This is a genomic window from Myxacorys sp. (genome assembly GCF_059501405.1).
Map to the genome: position 1 here is coordinate 115,334 of NZ_JCACCM010000149.1, position 15,105 is coordinate 130,438.

General features: G+C 47.7%; 17 protein-coding genes. 7 read left to right on the forward strand and 10 right to left on the reverse strand.

Going from position 1 to position 15,105, the window contains the following annotated elements; genetic code table 11:
• The first annotated feature begins 7 nt into the window (after positions 1-7).
• The gene (tsaE, locus tag AC5I6P_RS20725) at positions 8-469 is read left to right on the forward strand and encodes a tRNA (adenosine(37)-N6)-threonylcarbamoyltransferase complex ATPase subunit type 1 TsaE (protein ID WP_495695657.1); all 462 of its coding nucleotides are present in this window, start codon (positions 8-10) and stop codon (positions 467-469) included.
• 27 nt (positions 470-496) lie between these two features.
• Here the strand turns inward: tsaE and AC5I6P_RS20730 are convergent, their stop codons facing one another.
• Together AC5I6P_RS20730 and hisB are read right to left on the reverse strand one after the other, a co-directional pair.
• A complete protein-coding gene (locus AC5I6P_RS20730; protein ID WP_495695658.1) occupies positions 497-1,168 on the reverse strand; it encodes a hypothetical protein in 672 nt (223 codons plus the stop codon).
• Positions 1,168-1,800, reverse strand: a complete 633-nt coding sequence (gene hisB, locus AC5I6P_RS20735; RefSeq protein ID WP_495695659.1) for an imidazoleglycerol-phosphate dehydratase HisB — start codon at positions 1,798-1,800, stop codon at positions 1,168-1,170. Before hisB ends, AC5I6P_RS20730 begins: the two co-directional genes overlap by 1 nt.
• Positions 1,801-2,289: 489 nt before the next feature.
• On the opposite strand from hisB, the gene AC5I6P_RS20740 reads away from it, so the two are divergent.
• Positions 2,290-3,891 carry a histidine kinase N-terminal 7TM domain-containing diguanylate cyclase gene (locus AC5I6P_RS20740; protein ID WP_495695660.1) on the forward strand — a complete coding sequence of 534 codons (1,602 nt, stop codon included), beginning with the start codon at positions 2,290-2,292 and terminating at the stop codon, positions 3,889-3,891.
• 303 nt (positions 3,892-4,194) lie between these two features.
• On the opposite strand, the gene fabI is transcribed toward AC5I6P_RS20740, so the two are convergent.
• Positions 4,195-4,992, reverse strand: a complete 798-nt coding sequence (gene fabI, locus AC5I6P_RS20745; protein ID WP_495695661.1) for an enoyl-ACP reductase FabI — start codon at positions 4,990-4,992, stop codon at positions 4,195-4,197.
• 23 nt (positions 4,993-5,015) lie between these two features.
• On the opposite strand from fabI, the gene AC5I6P_RS20750 reads away from it, so the two are divergent.
• Positions 5,016-5,207, forward strand: coding sequence for a hypothetical protein (locus AC5I6P_RS20750; protein WP_495695662.1), 192 nt, complete (start codon positions 5,016-5,018; stop codon positions 5,205-5,207).
• Positions 5,208-5,348: 141 nt separating this feature from the next.
• Here the strand turns inward: AC5I6P_RS20750 and AC5I6P_RS20755 are convergent, their stop codons facing one another.
• From AC5I6P_RS20755 to AC5I6P_RS20785, 7 genes are all read right to left on the reverse strand, one after another.
• Positions 5,349-5,798, reverse strand: coding sequence for a phosphate-starvation-inducible PsiE family protein (locus AC5I6P_RS20755; RefSeq protein WP_495695663.1), 450 nt, complete (start codon positions 5,796-5,798; stop codon positions 5,349-5,351).
• A 102-nt stretch (positions 5,799-5,900) separates the two neighbouring features.
• Positions 5,901-6,338, reverse strand: coding sequence for an Hsp20/alpha crystallin family protein (locus tag AC5I6P_RS20760; protein WP_495695664.1), 438 nt, complete (start codon positions 6,336-6,338; stop codon positions 5,901-5,903).
• Positions 6,339-6,669: 331 nt separating this feature from the next.
• Positions 6,670-6,918: a DUF4926 domain-containing protein gene (locus AC5I6P_RS20765; RefSeq protein ID WP_495695665.1), complete on the reverse strand. Its 249-nt coding sequence runs from the start codon at positions 6,916-6,918 to the stop codon at positions 6,670-6,672.
• An 18-nt stretch (positions 6,919-6,936) separates the two neighbouring features.
• Positions 6,937-7,269 carry a DUF6883 domain-containing protein gene (locus tag AC5I6P_RS20770; protein WP_495695666.1) on the reverse strand — a complete coding sequence of 111 codons (333 nt, stop codon included), beginning with the start codon at positions 7,267-7,269 and terminating at the stop codon, positions 6,937-6,939.
• Between the two features lie 305 nt (positions 7,270-7,574).
• Positions 7,575-8,567 carry an SDR family NAD(P)-dependent oxidoreductase gene (locus tag AC5I6P_RS20775; protein ID WP_495695667.1) on the reverse strand — a complete coding sequence of 331 codons (993 nt, stop codon included), beginning with the start codon at positions 8,565-8,567 and terminating at the stop codon, positions 7,575-7,577.
• 70 nt (positions 8,568-8,637) lie between these two features.
• A complete protein-coding gene (locus AC5I6P_RS20780) occupies positions 8,638-9,543 on the reverse strand; it encodes a helix-turn-helix domain-containing protein (RefSeq protein WP_495695668.1) in 906 nt (301 codons plus the stop codon).
• 205 nt (positions 9,544-9,748) lie between these two features.
• The gene (locus AC5I6P_RS20785; protein WP_495695669.1) at positions 9,749-10,483 is read right to left on the reverse strand and encodes a pentapeptide repeat-containing protein; all 735 of its coding nucleotides are present in this window, start codon (positions 10,481-10,483) and stop codon (positions 9,749-9,751) included.
• A gap of 675 nt (positions 10,484-11,158) precedes the next feature.
• Between AC5I6P_RS20785 and AC5I6P_RS20790 the strand changes: the two genes are divergently transcribed.
• The 4 genes from AC5I6P_RS20790 to AC5I6P_RS20805 all read left to right on the forward strand — a co-directional run bounded on the left by AC5I6P_RS20790 (position 11,159) and on the right by AC5I6P_RS20805 (position 14,696).
• The gene (locus AC5I6P_RS20790) at positions 11,159-11,590 is read left to right on the forward strand and encodes a hypothetical protein (protein WP_495695670.1); all 432 of its coding nucleotides are present in this window, start codon (positions 11,159-11,161) and stop codon (positions 11,588-11,590) included.
• 441 nt (positions 11,591-12,031) lie between these two features.
• Positions 12,032-12,703, forward strand: coding sequence for a global nitrogen regulator NtcA (ntcA, locus tag AC5I6P_RS20795; RefSeq protein ID WP_495695671.1), 672 nt, complete (start codon positions 12,032-12,034; stop codon positions 12,701-12,703).
• Positions 12,704-12,825: 122 nt separating this feature from the next.
• Positions 12,826-14,223, forward strand: coding sequence for a DUF3084 domain-containing protein (locus AC5I6P_RS20800; RefSeq protein ID WP_495695672.1), 1,398 nt, complete (start codon positions 12,826-12,828; stop codon positions 14,221-14,223).
• Between the two features lie 17 nt (positions 14,224-14,240).
• Positions 14,241-14,696, forward strand: coding sequence for a pre-16S rRNA-processing nuclease YqgF (locus AC5I6P_RS20805; RefSeq protein WP_495695673.1), 456 nt, complete (start codon positions 14,241-14,243; stop codon positions 14,694-14,696).
• Positions 14,697-15,105: the final 409 nt, after the last annotated feature.

Here is a 15,105-nt window from a genome sequence, read left to right on the forward strand (position 1 = left end):
GAACTTTATGAAGGACGTTTTGACGTTACCCAATGCAGAAGCAACCCGTTACTTAGGAATTCAACTGGGGCGATCGCTCCCAGCAGGAACTGTGTTGCTCCTAGAAGGCGACTTGGGAAGCGGTAAAACTACGCTAGTTCAAGGGCTTGGCTCAGGCTTAGGCATCCAAGACTCGATCGAAAGTCCAACCTTTACGCTGATTAACGAATACTTGGATGGGCGCGTGCCGCTCTATCACTTTGACCTGTATCGACTGGAGCGATCGCAAACTGCCACTCTCTACCCAGAACTCTATTGGGAAGGGCTTGAAGTCGAACCCGGCATCGTGGCGATCGAATGGGCAGAACGCTTACCCTACAAACCCCACGATTACCTGGAGATCCGCCTCACGTATCAAGAGACAGGACGGCAGGTAGAATTGACGGCAATCGGTCAGACTGCCCAAAAGTTAATACAGGCGCTTGGATAGACACCGTTGGATAGACACCGTGCTTGTCTAGCGTCCGCCTTGGGGAGAGGGGGTCGCCGTAGGAGAAGGGGTTGGACTTGAAGACGGCGTTACGGTAGGAGAAGGGGTTGGACTTGGCGAGGGCAAGATAGGAACGCTTTGACGGGGTAGCTTTTGAGGCGTAGGACGCTTTGCATTGAGTCGAAACGAATCGAGAAAAACTGCTACACTTTTTGCCAAATCGGTCTGTAAATTCTTTCGTGTAGTTGTGGCGCTGAGAAAGTAAGCTCGTTTATTAACGACATAGACTCGCCACCGAGCCGCAAAGCCATCCGGCAAGAAAAACGTCATTTCTCGACCCGGAAATCCATTTCGCTCAATCGTGCGATAGGCAACCAAATCTCCTTTATCTCTTTCTGCGCCTTTTCTAACGCCTTCATAAACCTCATTGATTAATTTAGGATCATTGCCCGGAGCGATCGCGAGATCAAGATAACCCACGGCATATCTCATCTGTTCTTTGTCCCGGACAACTTCGTAGAGCGAAAGCCCCTTCTCTTTGCGACTTTTCGGCATTTCAGGCACGATTACCGAAAAGCCTTCTTTTTGAAATAGGACTCGTTTCCAAGTGGATTGAGCGGCAACAGGAGAGAGATCACACACCCACGCGATCGCAGGAGCACTCACCAACAGAGCCGCTATTAGAAGAAATCGACGCACTACAACACACCTTTTGAACTGGGTATTTCATGAGCGCGACGCAGATCAATTTCCGTTGCCATTCGCAGCGATCGCGCGAATGCCTTAAACGTCGCCTCAATAATATGATGCGAATTGATGCCGTCAAGTTGCCGAAGATGCAGCGTCATTTGCGAATGATTTACAATTGCTACAAAAAATTCACGAACTAATTGCGTGTCATACGTTCCCACACGCTGTGTTGGAATCTCTAACCCATAGCTCAAATGAGGACGCCCTGAAAAATCGAGTGCGACTTGAACCAACGATTCATCGAGCGGCGCGACGAAGTGACCAAAGCGGACAATGCCCTTGCGATCGCCCACCGCTTTTGCCAACGCCATGCCCAGTGTGATGCCCACATCTTCATTGGTGTGGTGATCATCAATTTCAATATCGCCCGTTGCCTGCACCTCCAAATCGATCAAGCCGTGAGACGAAATCTGGTGCAGCATGTGATCGAGAAATGGGACTCCAGTGTTTGCCGTACAGCGGCCTGTCCCGTCTAAATTGACGCTGACATGAACATCGGTTTCACCCGTTTTACGACTGACAGAAGCGGTTCGAGCAACGGTAAAGGCGGGAGAAGTCTGGGGACGATCACTGGTTTGCATAAAGGGGCACTCATCTAGAACGGCACTTTCTATTATCTGTGCAATGGCGAGAGTTAGGCTGAGTCCAATCAAAGAAAGAAGAATTCTAACCGATGACAGCACGTACACCACGCTAAGTCCAGAATGTGAACTACTTTGTTTTGGTGAGCAATCTGCGAGTAATTAAATTGAACTGTTTTAGAAGGATTAGCCTACACGTCGTAACTTTTTGAGGAGAGACCTCAGCGAGCAGAAGAGCGCAGGTTTTGCCAAGAGAGGACGCGAAATTTGCTCTAGAACGATAAATAATAGAATTATCAGATCAACAATGGGAAAAATGGTTGAAATCCTTGATAAATAAGAATCACAACGGCTTCAACAGAAATCGCCCAAAATGGCTACTGCGTAACGCTTCTAAGAGTTTTTTGCCTTGTTTTCTAACAATCCCAATCATCCGAACCTTAATATCAAATCTCAACGTTAGAGGCATCCCTAGAATTTAGCAGCACCATGCTTTTTCAGAATAATCCCTATTTTGCCATCCTCATCCTCACGGCGTTGATCGCTGCTGCGGTTGCGATCTTAGCTTGGCGAAGGCGTACCGCATGTTCTGCCAGTATACCGTTCATTCTGTTGATGCTGTCCATTGCTAGCTATGCCATTGTTGCTGCCCTAGAGGCTGCTGCAATCGCCCTACCTCACAAAATCTTTTGGTCGAAGTTAGAGTACGTTGCCTCTGGTAGTGTAATTACGCTTTTCCTGATCTTTGCTATACATTTCACGCACCGAAGGCAGTGGTTAACCTCCAAAAACATCGTATTGCTGTGCATACTTCCCATTTTTAATGTGGGGTTAGTTGGAACCAATGAACAGCATCGGTTAGTTTGGATCGGAGTTTTGCCCTGCTCCCATAGCACCAACCAAGTTATTTACCAGCACGGTCTAGGGTTCTACTGGGTGATGACATGCGTTTACGTTTATACACTCGCAGGTTCACTGCTACTCGTTAACGCGGCTCTGCGTCCGTCGCTTCTCCATCGGCAGCAGTCTAGCATGGTGTTGGCAGGGGCGATCGTCCCGATGCTAGGAGCTACTTTATATATGCTAGATCTTACGCCTCCTGGTTTGAACATCACCCCCATGAGTTTTTTGCTAGCAGGAACCATTTATTTTGTGACGCTCTTTCGCTTTCGCCTGTTTGACCTTGTGCCTGTGGCACGAGACACCTTGATCGAGAGCATGTCTGATGGTGTTCTCGTTCTAGATTTGCAAAATCGCATTGTTGACATTAATCCAGCAGCACAGCGCCTCATTGGGACAACAGCACGCTGCATTGGTCAACCGCTCAGGCAGGTATTCTCAAGATGGCAAGATATCGTTCAGCTTCTCTATGCGCCTGAAGTAGTGAAGACAGAGTTGTGGATTGACGCGGTCGCGTCTTGCTATGTGGAGTTACGAATTACACCCTTACGCGATCGCCGTAAACGGTCAACTGGGCGGCTGCTTGTCTTGCGTGATGTTACCCAACAGCACCAAAGCGAATTCGATCTGCGGCAGGTCAACGAACGGTTGCAAGAACAACTACGCGAGATCCAAAAATTGCAAACTCAGCTGCGTGAACAGGCAATCCGCGATGGGCTTACGGGCTTATTTAATCGACGTTATTTTGAGGAGATGCTCTCTCAAGAGTTGACACGAGCCGCTCGGGAATCTTACAGCGTCGCTGTTATCCTGATGGACATTGATTTTTTCAAGCAAATCAATGATACCTATGGGCATCAGGGTGGCGATCTTGTCCTACAAGAGTTTGGCAAGTTGCTTCGCCATCACAGTCAACAGGGTGATATCGCGTGTCGCTATGGCGGTGAAGAATTTGTATTGGCCCTGCCTACAGTGGCGATGAAGGACGCTTACCAGCGTGCTGAACAGATTCGGCTATCCTTTCAAGCGATGCGGATGAAGTTTGGATCTGCAACAATCTGCACTACACTTTCGCTGGGCGTAGGCTTATTCCCCGACAATGGTGGAACCAGGGAGTCTCTCGTGCAAGTGGTTGATCACGCCCTATATCTGGCGAAAGCGGATGGACGGAACTGTGTGAGATGTGTGTAGATTGGGATGCGAGTCTAAATTGAAGTCGGCAACGAAGGGGTGCAAATCAGAGCAAGATCGCCCCAATGATTCACACCTTGACGCTTCTTCCCTTGACGCAGGCGTATCACAGTTGCTGGGCGAAGTTGTCCCAGCAACAAATTGGGATTGAAACACGAAACTTGAGAATGTTAGCGATTGCTGTAGAGCGATGCTCTGCGCCGATCGCACTTTTTCTCAATGCCACGGTCATCCCTCGAAATTAACGCGATTTTAGTCAAGTGCTAGGATCACAGCTAGGAGACCGGACAGTTTGAGGAGATATTATGCGTCCGCTTTCGCTCCGCTCATCCCCATAATTTCGTATCCAGCATCGACGTACACAACTTGTCCGGTAATGCCGCTCGATAGGTCGCTACAGAGGAATGCCGCCGTATTTCCAACTTCGGTTTGGGTCACAGTCCGGCGCAACGGTGCAACGGCTTCGACGTGATGAATCATGTCTAGAATGCCACCCACCGCTGATGATGCCAATGTCCGAATCGGGCCGGCTGAGATGGCGTTCACGCGAATATTGTTTGGACCTAGCTCAGATGCGAGATAACGGACATTCATCTCCAACGCCGCTTTTGCAATTCCCATTACGTTGTAGTTTGGAATGACTTTGACGCCGCCTAAATACGTGAGCGTGACAATGCTGCCGCCGTCTGTCATCAACGATTTCGCTGCGCCTGCCATTTGAATCAAGGAATAGGCGCTGATATCTAATGCTGTTGTGAATCCGGCGCGACTTGTGCCGCTAAAGTCGCCTGTCAAATCGTCTCGACTGGCAAACGCAAGACAGTGAATCAAGATATCTAACTTGCCCCATTTATCGCCTACCGTCTTGAAGGTTGACTGCACTTGCGCTTCATCTTGTACGTTGAGCGGCAGAAATAGGCTTGGTTGGAGCGGTTCTACAAGTTCTGCGACCTTTTTTTCCATTTTGCCTTTCTCATCGGGCAAATAGGTAATGCCAAGATTTGCCCCTGCTTTGTGCAACTGTTGGGCAATCCCCCACGCGATCGAGCGATTGTTTGCAATTCCGGTGACGAGGGCATTTTTTCCGGTCAGGTCTAGCATGACAGTCTGAGTGGAGAGCAATTATGAGGATAGCAGGAAAGGATGAGTCAGTTAAACATTGCGCGATCGCTGGGACGGGTTGGGTAGAAGCGATTACTCGAAGGAAACTGGGTTTGGCAGGGTTGAAGCGATCGCGGAATTCACTCTTTTCGCTTCTCAACTCTGTCCCACCAACAAAAACGAAGCGGCTTAACGACACAGTTGAGCGGCGATGAGAGAGCTTGAACGATAAGAACTTGAACGATGAGAAGGTTCTCACTCTTCTGCTCCGCTACATTGACCCTGTTGCTGATGTTGTAGGGTCAGCAAAAGGGTCAATTGATCATCTCATTGCTGGCTTCTTGAACTACAACCTTTCACATCCTGCTAGATTCGTGGAGGTCAATTGAATCTAGGGAATTCAAGCGCTGGAACATCCAAACTCGTAGAAGCAATAACCCGCCCAGAACGCTGAGGAACGCGCATATACCCAGCAATTGACCGAGTGGAATTTCTAGCACACCTTGTAAAATAACCTCACGCAATGCTGAGACAAGGGAAACCTCTACAGCGGTTCCGGCTGAAATGCGCTGCTCTTTGAGGTAAACAATCAACAGCCGGAACAATTCAACCAAAATCAGAATAAATAAAATATCCGATGTAATGAGCTTGAAGTTCAGAGGGTTCAGAAGAGAGACATACATCTCACCCAGCCGAATCAGCATCGCGCAAAATAAGCCAATACAAAGTGAAACAACAATAAAGTTTTGAAATCCTTCTAGATTGCGAACAATTGTATCCTTAGTGAACCAAGAACTCCAATCCATTTTCAATCAATTTTTATGTGCTTCAGCTAGGCAAGTTGTTAGGAGTAAAAAATGATGAATGCTTAGTCCTGACTATTAGCCAGGACTAAGCATTTGTGAGAACTAGCTGAGGTTTACCTTGACGATTTTGTTTTTCTCTTCCTCAGCTTTGGGAAGTGTGAGTTTCAAAATGCCGTCCTTGTAATCAGCTTTGACGTTTGTATTCTCGATGCGGGTGGGTAGAGGAATTACACGCTGGAATCGACCGTAGTGAAATTCTGTGCGGGTCATTCCTTTCTCTTCAGTCTTAGTTTCTTCTTTGCGATCGCCGCTAATCGAAACTGCTTCAGCGGAAACTTGTACATCAATATCCTTTGCATCCATTCCTGGAACTTCCAGGCTTAACTGAATTGCATCAGACGTTTCCTCAATTTCTGCTGCGGGGATGAAGGCGGGACGATTGCTTTCTCCATCCGTGGTAACTAAGCGATCGAATAAACGGTTCATGTCGCGTTGTAAGCTTTCGATTTCTTGGAAAGGTTGCCATTGAATGAGAGCCATACAATTCACCTCTGAAGTCATCGTTGTTTTGTTCAATTAAAATCATCAATTGATGATTTAATTTCACATTAACGGGTAAGTCAATTTTTGTAGTTCGGCTCTCCCGAACCGGGTTGTTCCTGTTCCCGAACAAGAAACCATACCCTTCAAATCGTTGCCTTACTAACACTTCTAAACGCAACTTAAATTTGAATTCTGATAGATAATTTTCAAACTACTGCCACTACCTGTAACGTAGGCAAGACAACGGCGCAAATCAGCGACGGCAGATAACCTTGAACTCAGCACCAGAAGTTTTCGTTAGTCTGCTGCATTTGGATTGTTGTGCTGCTTACGCTGTTATCATGTCAGTTTTTTCATTAGGCGATATTGGCTCAAAGTGTAGAACTATGATTTGCTCTGGACGCAATCCTAAAGACTCATAAGTACGTCCATTACGATCGCTGAATTCAACTTCAAATGCGGCACCTTCCGCTAGTGTCTCAACGACCGTTCCAACCTGTCCACACCACAAATTGTATTGAGGAAGGTCAACGATCAGGGCAACAACATCTAGCAACTTAACTGTATTATTCATCATGCTTATTACCTCTGTTGATTACAGAGGATAACAGGTCGTTAATTTTGGAAACTCTGAGCCATGCTCAATGATCCAGCCACTCCGAAGGGTTGCGCTTCTATTTTGCCATTCGATTATGAAGTCTAGGGTGTACCGTTGTCCAAACTTATCCCGTTTTCCCAACTGGGCTTCCTGAACTTTGGCGACCTCAAGGAGAATTTGACGTAATTCCTCAGCATTATCAGCCGTCATCCCAAGAATCGAGAAGAATAGCCGAGCTTTGTGCTTGCCGTCATCGTGTTCCAGATTAAGGCAGTAGTCGCGTAGTTTACGAATGTCAACAACTGCATTCTCTGCATTCGGAATCGGCATACAAAGCCTTCATGCTACGGATTATTCTTCGTTTGAACCCACCTTAATTAAGACCAAGGAACTTCAAAGACTGTTCTGATAGACCTAGCAATTTGCGATGAACTTGAACGCCAGCTACAGGAGCATTGAACGCTCACAAGTATGCTTTTGCTGCTCACCCTACCAAGAACTTGCGGCATAACGGCTGCGTTCAGCGGAGGTAGTAGCTTCTATATTTAGATTTAGACCAAAATCTTTCGTCCGCCGCTGCAACGCAATTGTTAGGCAGTAGCTACTAAATATACTCGACATCCAAGAAACGAGGCTCACGCTGTATAGCTCGCATTGAAGCCCAGTGCATTATCGATCGTCGTTCCTGAAATTGTTTTTGCTGCATTGCTTGCCAGGAAAAGTGCTGTTTGGGCAATATCCTCTGGCTCAATCGCTCCAGCATTGCCCAGTGGACTCACTGGATTAATTAGCGCGTCCTGTTGCGCTGGAGTGGAAACACCCATTGATCGCATCTGTCCCTCGCTACGATACATTGCCGTGTTGACTGCACCTGGCGCGATCGCGTTCACTGTGATGTTGTATTGCCCCAACTCTTGAGCGGCTTGCTTAGTCATCCCAATCACAGCCCACTTCGTCGATGTATAAGCACCGTTTCCAGCAAATCCAGCCCTGCCCCCCACAGATGCCATATTGATGATGCGTCCACCACCCCGCTGCTTGAGAAACGGAATGGCAGCTTTTGCTGTATTGAAAACCCCGTGAACATTGACATCGAATACATCGTGCCAGAGTTGAGGGGTGCCATCCTCAAAGCTGTGCCATGCCACATAACCTGCATTGGCAACGACAATATCAATGCCACCCAATTCGCGGTTCGTGCGTTCTGCCGCAGATTGCATTGCTGCTAGATCGCGAACATCCACCTGAATTAGCAGAACCTTTGTGCCGTATTGCTTGACAGAAGCAACGGCTGCATTGAACTCATCTCTGTTGGCAACACGATAACCCTGTGAAGAGTTCAAACGAGAAGGCTCGGCAATATCCAACATGGCAACATCGGCACCATTCATTGCGAAAACTTCTGAAATTGCCCGTCCAATCCCTCGTGCCGCTCCAGTAACGAATGCGACCTTTCCAGACAAAGGAAGTGTGCTGGAGGGCTGAGGCTGTGCATCAGGCTGAGCGGGAGCCTGTGCTGTTGCTTGTTGGGTTCGTAAAGGGGATAGTCCTGCTCCTAGTGTCATTCCAGTTGCAGCCAAGGCAGCACCTTTGATTAATCCACGACGTGAACGATTTAGCTTCTTCATTAGTTCGCTTCTCCTAAACTCTGAGAACAGCTTATCGAAACAGCCGTGTCGAAAAATTGTAAAATCTTGCTTAGCTTGCGACCTGCTTGAGGAAGCTTTTAGGTGGAATGCCGACGACTCGCTTAAAGGCTTTGGTAAAATGCGCTTGGTCGTAGAAGCCTACCTGCAACCCAATATCGGTTAAATCGGGTTTACCCGCAATCGCAATCAGCTTCTTGGCACGCTCGACTCGGTTTTGCAATAGATATTGATGTGGGGAAAGTCCCAACGAATTTTTGAACAGACGCGCAAAGTGAAATGCGCTCAGGTTCATTTGTTTGGCTAAGTCAACGAGACTCAACTCCTCGCTTAGATGTTCATGAACGTATTCAATAATCTGCTTTAGCTGCTGTGACGAAAGCTTTCCAGAAGCTTTACGCAGTTTTTGAGGGCAGCTGCTGTGATGCTCAATCAGATGAAGGGCAAAGGCGACCGCAAGCGATTCACCGTAAAGCGTGCCACAGTAGCTTCCAGAAGCTAATTCTGCTTTAAAGCGATGAGTAAAATCAGCAATTGTTGTATCAGCTTCACCTCGACGGGTTAGAAAACCAATGTTTTCTGAGGCACCCGTATCTTGAAACGCTTGGCGAACAAATTGAGAGTCAAGGGCGATCGCCAAAAATTCAAAGTTTCCCCACCATCGAGGAAAGTTGATATCGCCGTGTGTCTGTAAGCAAAAATCACCTGGATTCAAAGTCGTTTGTCGCCAATGCCTGCCCTCTTTCCATTCGTAGTGAACAGGTTGACCAATGTTGACCGCCAAACGATGTCCATCGATATAGTGTTCGGGTAGTTCAAATGATGAAATTCGGTGAAATTCAACCGTGATTCCCTGCCAACCTGCATTCACGCTGGAAAATAACACACTTCCATCAGGAGCAGCCGGAAAGACATCTCCAGTTTGACTGTTAACGAGATGAATCCGGCTGTCTGACATTGGCAGTAAGAAGTGATTTTAAGTATATTTTGGACTGAAGTCACTCTACAGGCAACCTTCTGATTACTGTCCCTACATAGAACGAGAAGCTGCCTAACGTTCGCAATCACCGGACACAGATAACCTTTGCAACTTACCGATCAATTGACATTGTTCCAGTGCATTGAGATTGTTAGCTTGTGTCGCCACACCAGCACACTCTACTTTATTGATGATTTGTTGCAAGCTTCTGTAAAGTATCAAATGCTTCGTGCAAGCCTACATTGTGTGAGCGTCGATATTCTCTAATCGCATCTATACGTTGTTCACTGAGCCACATCTTGATAATTTCGGCATCCGAAAGTATTGTCACCTTTAAAGACTCGATGATAGCTCCTCGTGCAATTAAATCCTGCTTCTCCGCCTCTGAAAGCCCCCAAGCTTCTCCCAACCTTGCTTTTTCAACGTTAGCGCCTTGGAAAAGACAAGCATTTCTGAAATGGACTTTCTTCAGTTTTGTTTCAAACAGGTTTGCACCAGTGAGGTCAACATCCCAAATATCAGCTTCACTCAAATTTGCGTTTTCTAGATTTGCTCCTCTCAAATTAGCTTGTCCTAAATATGTTCTTCGCAAGTCGGCTCCCTTGAAGTTAGCTCCACTTAAATTCGCTCTTCTCAAATCTGCCCCTTGTAGATTTGCTCCTCGCAAATTGGCATTGCTTAAATTTGCATAATTCAGACTAGCCACTTTGAGACTTGCAGCTCTTAAATTCACACCCGCCATATCAGCAAAATATAGCTTAGCTCGATCAAGAATTGCTTTCTTTAAAATCTGCCCACTCAAATCTGCCTTATCTATAGCGATACCGTGAAAATCGCGTTCTCCAGAACCGTATAGTTCCAATAGCCTCTTTGTGTCCATGCCTTGTTTCTCACATACCAGTTGAAGAATTGAAAACATTCAACATCAACAGATATCTCTAAACTACCCTCACCACCTATGACATAAACAAGCTAACTACTATTTAGACTGAAAATTTCTGCCTAAGACCCTATTTTGAGGTACTTATCCCGACACCACTTCTGCATAATATCCTTCGACTGGAGATGCAGGAGCTAATGCTGAGTGTTTTCTCCTAAGAAAAGTCCGTTTCTTGCAAACTCAGATTCTTATTGAAGTGATTGGACTAATGCAGAGATGGAACTACGATCGCTCCCACCCAAAAAACCAAAAGAGACGCCTTACCTTTTCTCAAACCGCTTTTCATTTATAGATAAGGTCGCGACCTTTTTGTTAAACCTCTGGAGGTTATCTATCAACGGAGCTAGATCCATCATGATTGTCGCGACCTTTTTCTCAAACCTCTGGAGCTAATCTATCAACGGAGCTAGGTTGATTGATTAAGTCGCGACCTTTTTGTTAAACCCCTGGAGGTCATCTATGGATCAAGCTCCGTTTGGCTCAAACCTCGCGACTTTTGCCCCAAACGTCCCGTGGGGCTGAAAAATACTTTGGGAATTCACGGTTGACCCTGCCTTTGCACTACCAACGATCGCTAAAATTTCCTTACATTCACGGTGAACAGTGAGTTTGTCCGTCGTTACGGTGAGAGCATTCTTTACTCAGAAAAAAGAGATGTCTCGACCCAAACGAAACTCATCTACCTTGTCAAACTCAGAGCGGCAAATGGAATCGTTGCAGTCCATCGATCGCTTTCTTGACTTTGGTAACGGAGTGACTGTGCAAGCTTATGCCGACCTGATTGATCAAATGCGTCAGAAACTTGCTACCTACAACATCCTGCTGTCGCAAGTAGACGATGCTCAACGAGAAGTTGAACTGATGGAGCAATCTTTACAGGACCTGTCCAAGCGGTTGATGACGAATGTGGTTGCTCGCTATGGCGAAGACAGCCGAGAATATCGGATGGCAGGAGGAAAGCAACGAGCGAAGGGGCAGAGAACTTCATCACGCAACGTTCCTACCGTTCCGACCAGTGTCAGTGAGATGAAGACCAAGCTGCCTGCTGCGAAAAATGGAGCTAGTGCAAAAGCAGCCGTTGAATGATTAGAGTGGAAGTATGTGCGATCGCATCGCTTCAACGTGCGATCGCACATACTTCTGGAACTTATCCAAACCGAAATCTACCTCTTCACTGCCAGGTGCAGATCAGGACTCCCTCTCTCCAGTCCGCTTTGCGCTAGCATGCGGTCAAAATGATTGACTAATCTCCTCAAACAGCGTTCAATACGAGTCAATCTTTTGTTGAGGAAATAACAGAGATTTTCTAAAATTCTTAAAATATAAGCAGAAATGTATAACGAGGCACAAAACCTGCGTTTGCAGTCAGTTTAAGTGTTCTAAAGTCATCAATTGTCTACAAAGACTTCGCTTACAATGCTTCGCCTCAATAGAACAATTTTCTAAAGGGGTTTTAATAGAAAATTTTGCTCACCTGTGAGTCTAATAGTTGCTAAAAGAACGTCTGAGTGACGATAAAGGGAAGAAATGATAGTGACCAAAGAGAGACCGCTTGCATCGTTATTTCGCCAAATCGGTGGAGGGGCATACCCCCCCGTTGTAGAAACATTTGAGCGTGGCAAAACTATTTTCTTTCCGGGTGATCCGGCGGAGCGAGTTTACTTCTTGCAGAAAGGAGCCGTCAAGCTCTCGCGCGTGTACGAGGCAGGCGAGGAAATCACAGTGGCCCTGCTGAGAGAGAACAGCGTGTTTGGGGTGCTGTCCCTGATTACGGGTCAACGCGCCGATCGCTTCTATCATGCCGTGGCGTTCACTCCAGCAGAGTTGCTATCAGTGCCCATCGAGCAGGTCGAGAAAGCCCTGAAAGACAACCCAGACCTCTCAATGATGCTGCTGAAAGGACTGTCATCTCGCATTCTACAAACCGAGATGATGATCGAAACGTTGGCACACCGAGATATGGGATCGCGGTTGGTCAGCTTTTTGTTGATTCTCTGCCGCGATTTTGGTGTACCGTCTCAAGAAGGGATCACGATTGATCTCAAACTGTCGCATCAAGCGATCGCAGAAGCGATCGGCTCCACTCGCGTGACCGTCACCCGCTTATTAGGAGATTTGCGGCAAGATAACATGATCTCGATTCACAAGAAAAAGATCACCGTTCACAATCCGGTCACGTTAAGCCAGCAGTTTACTTAAACTTTCTCTGCCCTCGCTCCAAATCACACATTTTCTTCGCAGCAGACATATCCGTTCCGCAGGCATAATAGATGCGGAGTCCTGCTTGTCGAGTGAACTAAGCCGAGCGTTTTGGAGCATCAATGTCCGACATAGGGCTAATTCTGATTTTTGCAGTTTTGATTTTGGGCGGGCTGATCGCAACCGTTGGCGATCGCATCGGCACCAAAGTTGGAAAGGCGCGGCTTAGCTTGTTTAATCTGCGGCCTAAGCGCACGGCAACAGTCGTGACCATCTTGACCGGAACGTTAATTTCCGCCTCGACGTTTGGCATCTTGTTTGCGAGTAGCCGCCAGTTTCGTGACATGCTGCTCGATTTCAACGACTTGCAAAAGAAAGTCCGGGAGCAAAATCGAGCCTTACGGCAAAACTCAGATGATCTAAAAATTACCAATCAACAGAAGAGTAAGGTCGAGGATGAACTTGAGCGCACCCGCGCCCAGCGGACACAAGCGGAAGGGCAACTCAATCGCATTAATGAATCTCTGAAGCAGTCCCTTGAAAAGCAGAGACAGACCAACGAGCAGCTCAGAACGGCTGAGGCGCAGCGGGATGTGATTCGCGGTCAACTCAATGCCGTCTCTGCGCAGGCTGAAACGCTGCGATCGGAGATTAACCAGTTGCAGGGCGAGCAAAAAACTCTGATTGCTCAACGCGATGCCGTCAAAGCGCAAATTGCCGAGCGCGATAGCCAAATTGCGGAGCGGACGAGCGAGCTTCAGAGGCGCGATCGCGAAATTGCTGAGCGCGATCGCGTGATTGCCCAGCGCGAAATTCAACTTCGACAACTGGCATCTCAACAAGCGCTCTTAGCCGAAGCGGTTCAGCAGTCTGAGCAAGAAGCCCAACTGATTCGCGGCGGATATTTGGCAATTCTGCGGAACCAGGTGCTATCGGCGGGCGTGCTGCGCGTAGTTGATCCGGCTGCTGCCAAAGCCGCCGTCGATCGCTTGCTAAAAGAAGCAAATCGAGCGGCGTGGCAGTTGATTCAACCTGGTTCCACGACGGAAGAGCAGATCGTTCTGATTAAGACCGCCGATGTGGAGCGTCTGATTAAAACGATTAATGATGGTCAAGACTACGTGGTGAGGATCGCGGCGGACGCTAACTATGTCCGGGGCGAACGGCGACCTGTTTCTGTCTTTGCCAGTGCTGTTCCAAATCGGGTCGTGTTTTTAGAGGGGGATGTGGTGGCGTCTAAGTCCATTGAACCCTCAAAGCTGACGCCTGATCAGTTCCAGCAAAGCATCGAGCAACTGCTCGCCTTCTCCAATTTCCGCGCGAAACGGGCAGGCGTAATCAACGATAGCGTTCAGATTGAAAACCTAGAGTCGTTATCAGGCTTTATAGAGCAACTGCGCCAATTTCAGACTCCGGTAGAACTCCGGGCAGTGGCATCCGATGTAACGTACACAGTAGGACCGCTCAAAATAGGATTAGTGGTGATTCAAAACGGTCAAGTGGTACTGAAAACGTCGTAGTCATGGACAGTGTAGTCATGGACAGTTGGAAAGCGATGGAGAAGGGAGAACAGACGGGGCTGGATCAACCTGTGATTTTGGGGTTTGATCCGGGGCGGCAGAAGTGCGGGTTGGCGGTGATGGGCGTTGATCGGCGGCTGTATTATCACGAGGTCGTCACGGCAGAAGGTGCGATCGCCACGATCAAATCGCTGCGTCAACGGTTTCCGATTTCGCTCTTGGTGATGGGGGATCAAACCTCTTCCAAAGCGTGGAAGCGGAAATTAGGAGATGAATTGGGGGAGCCGTTGCGGGTGGTCATGGTCGATGAGCGGCATAGTTCTCTGGAGGCGCGCGATCGCTACTGGCAGATGTATCCACCGACGGGTCTAACCCGGCTTGTCCCGGAAGGAATGCGGACGCCACCCCGCAGCATTGATGATATTGTGGCGATTCTATTAATTGAGCGCTATTTACAACGGTTGACGGATTAGCTCTGAGCGTCATCCACTTCAACAGGACTGATGCAATTGGTCGGAATGTTGCCTCAACTCTCTAAATTGGGGGAGCAAGAGATAGAAATCCCTCAAAGTTGGGGACTTGGAGGGCGATCGCGTCAGTTCTAGTGATGCGCGATCCTAGGGTTTCAGACATTATTAGTTCTCTTGATTAGTTCTCTTGAACGAAAGAGCATCGATGCTCTTTCGAATCGTTTCATTCTCAATAGGTTTGGGGAAGACGCTATGGGGCTGATTGCTTCGTCGTTAATAGTTAATGTGCTAGTGGAAAGGGCGGAATGTCGGGTATAGCTTCGGCCCTAGCAACCTCACTTCAAGAAAAAGAGGGCAGCGCTTAGCGCTGCCCTCTTTTTCTTGAAGTGGAGTTTTACATCCCAGATCTAAA